Origin of the sequence: Nocardioides sp. CPCC 206348, from assembly GCF_048654705.1 — a bacterium.
Taxonomy (GTDB): Bacteria; Actinomycetota; Actinomycetes; order Propionibacteriales; family Nocardioidaceae; genus Nocardioides.
Window position 1 is genome coordinate 12,892 of sequence record NZ_JBMCZA010000202.1, and the last position, 4,723, is coordinate 17,614.

The following is a 4,723-nucleotide window of genomic DNA, read 5'->3' on the forward strand; positions in this document are numbered from 1 at the left end:
TCGGGCGCGGTCGCGCCTTCTGGTGCAGTCCGCGTGGTCCGAGCCGGGCGCACCGGCGGACACGGCGGCCGAGCTCGCCGCTGAGCTCCACCAGCTCGCGGGCTGGCTGGGGCTGGACGAGGTCGTCGTCGCACCGAACGGCGACCTGGCGCCGGCACTGGCGGGCGAGGTCAGTGCGCAGGGGTAGCTGACCGGACGGTCGTCGTCGTTCTCCGGTGGAGCTACTGCCGGGGGACGGCACCGGACCCACGGCCCTGGGTGCCTGGGGGCGGATCGGTGCAGCGCACGTCGGTCACGGGTGCCCGGCGACGGGTGTCCTGGATGTCCCGCTGGACCTTCGTGTCGTAGATGCAGTTCCTGAGGATCCGGGGGACCAACGCGACCCGGCCGCTGCCACCGCGCGTGCTGCCGGCCATCACGTCGGCCTGCATCGGCACCCAGTCCAGCCAGTGCTGGAGGCCGCGGAGGTGACGCGCGGCCATCTCGGTCACCGGTACGCCGTTCTGCAGCATCCGGCGGAGCTCGGGTGAGGTCGCGCGCCACCAACGGTCCAGACGCGGCAGCAGGTCGAGCGAGGTCGTCACGGTCCGGCGGATGTCAGGGGTGGCCTTTGCGAGGGACGCGGCGATCAGCTCGAGGTCGTGCGACATCCCGCGGATCTCGGGAGAGAGCTCGGCCACGGTCGCCAGCGGCTTCTCGGCGCGTCGGGCGAGCAGGGTGAGATCAGGCTCCAGCCGCCGCAGCATGGCGAAGGCCGTCTCCATCTCGATGGCGAGGGCCCGCAGGTCGACGTCCTCCTCGGCGTTGCCGAAGATGGCCGCCGTCTCGTCGGCGATGGTGCGGATGTCCGCGACGTCGAGGTGGGACATCAGCCCCTGGGCGTGCGCGAGCACGTCGGGCACGTTGACCGGGACCGAGGTGTCCGAGACCGCCACGGTGGCTCCGTGGGCGAGGTAGGGCCCGCCGTCGCTCCGAGGCCGTACGTCGAGGTACTGCTCGCCCACGGCGGACAGGTTGCGCACCTCCATCGTGCTGTCCTCCGGCACGTCGACGTCCGACTCGATCTCGAGCAGCGCGACGGCGCCGATGCCGGGTTCGGTGCCGAGGTTCACCTCGAGGACTTCGCCGATCCGCTGGCCGCGGTAGGTCACGACCGAACCCTCGTGGAGTCCTGCTGCCTGGGGGAGCTGGACCGTGAGGTGGTACGGATTGCGGAACAGGGAACCACCGACGACGGTGTCGGCGACGTAGAGCACGCCTCCGATGAGGATGAACAGGATCAGCGCCTGCGCAAGGTGACTGCGCCGCTTCCACGCGCGGGCCGTGTCGGCGACCTGTTCCGTCGAGGTCCGTTCGATCGTGGTCATGGGGTCCCCGCCTTCGCCAGCCCAGCCAGGTCGAGCAGGAAGGTCAGGTCGAAGTTCGCGTAGTCACCCGGTGCGGCCAGGTCGCTGCCCGAGGCGAAGGCGACCAGCCCTTCCATCACGCCCTCGATGTCCTTGCGGCCGCGCAGCAGCGTGCGGACGACCGGACCCATGTCCTCGAGCTGGCTGACCAGGTCGTCGCGCACGGCACGCGTCAGCGGTGTCGCCACGACATCGAACTGCCGCAGTGACTCCATCGCGGCGACGAGATCGATGCGCTGGGCGTCGAACGACACGACCAGGTCGGTGAGGTCGGTCAGCGACCGGGTGATGTCCGGCAGGTCGCCGGCCAGTTTCCTGGTGAGCCGGTCCAGGGCGCGGGTGAGGCGGTCGATGCGGGGGAACTCGGTGTTCAGGTCGGTGACCGCGGTGTCGAGGCGACCGAGCAGGCTCCGAACGTCCTGCGCATTGCCGGTCAAGGCGACGTTGAGCTGCTTCACGATGGTCGAGATGTCGGCGAAGCTGCCACCGGTCACGACCGTCGACAGGGCCGACAGCAGGTCGGTCACGTCGGGTGCGGAGCCCGTCGCTGCCACCGGCAGGGAATCGCCCGCACGCAACGGCTCGCCCTCGGCGCCGGGGAACAGCTGGACGAACGCAGTCCCCATGGGTGAGGTCAGCCGGATCTCGGCCCGGGAGGTGTCGCGGAGCTCAACCGTGGTCGACAGCGCCAGCTCGACCTCGGCGACGTACTCGCCCGCCTCGACGGCGTTCACCTGCCCCACGGTCGCGCCGTCGAGCTTGACCGGAGCGTCCACGGGCAGGTTGAGGGCGTCATCGAACTCCACCCTGATGGTGTACGTCGGTCCGCTGACCAGGCTCGGCATCGGGACGTCGTCCAGGCTCAAGCCGCAACCGGAGGCGAGAGCACCCACAGCGAGGACCAGCGCAGCAGCCGTCGTTCTCATGCGGCACCGCCCAGCAACGTGGTGAAGAGCCCGTCGAGGACGGGATCGAGGAGGCCGGACCCGTCGGTGTCGAACAGCGCCCCACACAGCTCGGTGCCCGCTGTGCCACCGAGGGTCTCTGCGAAGACGGCGCAGCTGTGGCTGCGGAAGGCGGCCGCGAACGGACCGACGGCGAACGAGAACTGGACACGCAGGCGGCCCTTGTCCCAGTCGTAGGCCCGCGCGAAGTTCTCGGCCATGGTCGGCATCACGTCGAAGGCCTCCGACAGCGAGTCCTGGTTCTCCCGGACGATGCCGACGACGTCCGCGAGACCGGCCAGGTCCTCACCGAGGACCTCGCCGTTGTCCTTCAGGAACTGGTTGGTGAGCCGGGTCAGCTCGTCGAGGCTGCCCAGGGTGGCCACCAGCTCGTCGCGCTCGTCGGCGAGGACGCTGGTCGTGTCGGCTGCCGCGCGGGTGAACGAGCGCAGCTGTCGATCACGCTGGCCCAGCGTCGTCACCAGTTCGAGGAGGTTGGCCGTCACGGCGGTGAGGTCGGCGTCCTTGTCGTTGATCGCGGCCAGGGCGTCGCGGCTCTCGGCGAGCGCGCTGCGCAGATGGGGGCCGTTGCCCTTGAGTGCTGCCGCAGTCGTGGACAGGGCCTCGCCGAGTCCCTTGCCGCCCTTGCCGTCGCCGAGGTCGGCGTCGAGGGCGAGCACCAGGTCGTCGATCGCCTTGGCGATCTCGTCGACCGTGGCGGGGGAGCGGGTGTGGTCGGCGTCGATGCGGGCGCCGGAGGCGAGCTTCGGGCCGCCGGTGTAGGCCGGCCCCAGCTCGATGAACCGGTCGGTCACCAGCGAGCCCTGCAGGATCTGTGCGCCGGCGTCCTTCGGGAGCTCGGTGCCGGGCTCGAGGTGCATGACGACACGCATCGACGTGCCCCGCGGTTCGACATCGACGATCTCGCCGATGTGCACCCCGAGGTAGGTCACCTCGTTGCCGACGTAGACGCCGGTGGTGTCGACGAAGTCGGCACTCACCACCAGCGCGTCCGGGTCCTCGCCGTCGAGCCAGCCGAGCATGCGGACACCGGACACGGCGAGTGCGAGCAGGAGGGCGCCGGCCAGGAGGCCGAACACCTGACGCCGGTAGATGTGCGCGTTCACTGGCAGTCCTCGGGGGTGATCGAGCAGACCAGGTCGTCGGGAACGATGGCCCAGGGAGCATTGACGCCGAGCCAGGGACCGTCGCCGGTGGCGTTGGTGAACACCCGCATGGTCGGCCCGGCCAGCTCCAGCGTGCGGTCGAGCAGCTTGCGGTGCCTGGTCAGCACCCCGACCACCGTGCGCAGGTCACGCAGCGCCGGCTTCAGCTGCGGCGCGGTCTTTCGTACGACGGCCGTGAGCCCGGTGACGAAGCGGTGGGCGTCGTCCAGCAGCGCCTGGATGGTGTCCTTGCGCTGCTGGACCATCAGCATCAGGGCGGTGCCGTTGGTGAGGATGTCGTCGAGCTCGTCGGTCTGGTCGAGCACGAGGCTGGTGACGGCACGGGTGGAGACGAGCAGGTCATCGATCTGTTGCTCGCGGTCGTTGACGATGGCCGAGACGCCGGCAATGCCGTCGAGGGCGTCGCGGATGGCGGTGGGCGCGATGTCGAGGTCCGTGGCCAGGACGTCGACGGCCTGCTGGATCCGGTCGAGATCGAGTGCTTCCACCTGCGGGGTCGCCTCGAGCCAGAACCGCTCGATGGTGTAGCTGTCGCTGGCGTGTTCGACGGCGATCGTGGCGTCGTCGGCCAGTGGGCGCCCGTCGCCGGGAGTCAGGGACAGGAACCGTTCACCGAGGATCGAGAGCAGCTTGACCTCGGCGTTGCTGTCGTCGGTGATGCCGAGGTCCTCGGGGGACTGGGTGAGCGCGAACGTCACGTCGACCTCGTCGCGGTCGGCGCTGACCCCGGTCACCTTGCCGACCTTCAAGCCGGCGACCCGAACGTCGTCGCCTGCCTCGATGCCTGCGGCATGGTGCAGTCGCACGTGGTAGGCGGGCTCCCCGCCGATGCTCCTGATGCCGAGCAGGACGAGTGCGGCCACGGCGCAGATGACCACGATGCGCAACGGCCAGGCCAGGCGGCCCCAGGCGTCTCCCATCACCGGCACCTCTTCGAGTGGCGGTCGCCGGCAACGCCGAGATCGATGGACGGCCCACCGGCGAGCTTGAGGAAGTGGGTGCAGACGAAGACGTTGAGATAGCTGCCGTAACCGAGCGTCCGGAGGTAGACCTCGAGCTGTTGCGGGACGGCGGCGCCGGTGCGGGCGAGGAGGTCCTTCCTGTCGGCAAGGAAGCCGAACCACGGCTGCGCCAGACCTGTCACGTTGACGATCGGCCCGCTGACGCCGTCGACGAGGTCGGCAGT

The 4,723-nt window shown here is 70.0% G+C and carries 5 protein-coding genes and 1 pseudogene; 1 reads left to right on the forward strand and 5 read right to left on the reverse strand.

Annotation, left to right across the window (positions count from 1 at the left end; translation table 11 throughout):
* A pseudogene (locus ACOADB_RS19600) lies at window positions 1-187 on the forward strand (winged helix-turn-helix domain-containing protein); the annotation flags it as partial.
* Window positions 188-221: 34 nt separating this feature from the next.
* Here ACOADB_RS19600 and ACOADB_RS19605 read toward each other — a convergent pair.
* The 5 genes from ACOADB_RS19605 to ACOADB_RS19625 form a co-directional block, all read right to left on the reverse strand.
* Entirely contained in the window at window positions 222-1,367 is a 1,146-nt protein-coding gene (locus tag ACOADB_RS19605) for an MlaD family protein (protein WP_378602304.1), read from the reverse strand.
* Window positions 1,364-2,332, reverse strand: a complete 969-nt coding sequence (locus tag ACOADB_RS19610; protein WP_378602307.1) for an MCE family protein — start codon at window positions 2,330-2,332, stop codon at window positions 1,364-1,366. The genes ACOADB_RS19605 and ACOADB_RS19610 overlap by 4 nt, the downstream gene beginning before the upstream one ends.
* On the reverse strand, window positions 2,329-3,477 hold the full coding sequence (locus ACOADB_RS19615; protein WP_378602310.1) for an MCE family protein: 1,149 nt from the start codon (window positions 3,475-3,477) through the stop codon (window positions 2,329-2,331). Before ACOADB_RS19615 ends, ACOADB_RS19610 begins: the two co-directional genes overlap by 4 nt.
* Entirely contained in the window at window positions 3,474-4,457 is a 984-nt protein-coding gene (locus tag ACOADB_RS19620; RefSeq protein WP_378602313.1) for an MCE family protein, read from the reverse strand. The genes ACOADB_RS19615 and ACOADB_RS19620 overlap by 4 nt, the downstream gene beginning before the upstream one ends.
* Window positions 4,457-4,723 (reverse strand): hypothetical protein (locus ACOADB_RS19625; RefSeq protein WP_378602316.1); only part of this gene is annotated, 267 nt, incomplete at its 5' end. The genes ACOADB_RS19620 and ACOADB_RS19625, both read right to left, overlap by 1 nt.

Bases quoted from the DNA above. Each gene is read 5' to 3' on its own strand.
- ACOADB_RS19605 (WP_378602304.1), bottom strand. From the start codon at position 1,367: ATGACCACGATCGAACGGACCTCGACGGAACAGGTCGCCGACACGGCC.
- ACOADB_RS19610 (WP_378602307.1), bottom strand. From the start codon at position 2,332: ATGAGAACGACGGCTGCTGCGCTGGTCCTCGCTGTGGGTGCTCTCGCC.
- ACOADB_RS19620 (WP_378602313.1), bottom strand. From the start codon at position 4,457: ATGGGAGACGCCTGGGGCCGCCTGGCCTGGCCGTTGCGCATCGTGGTC.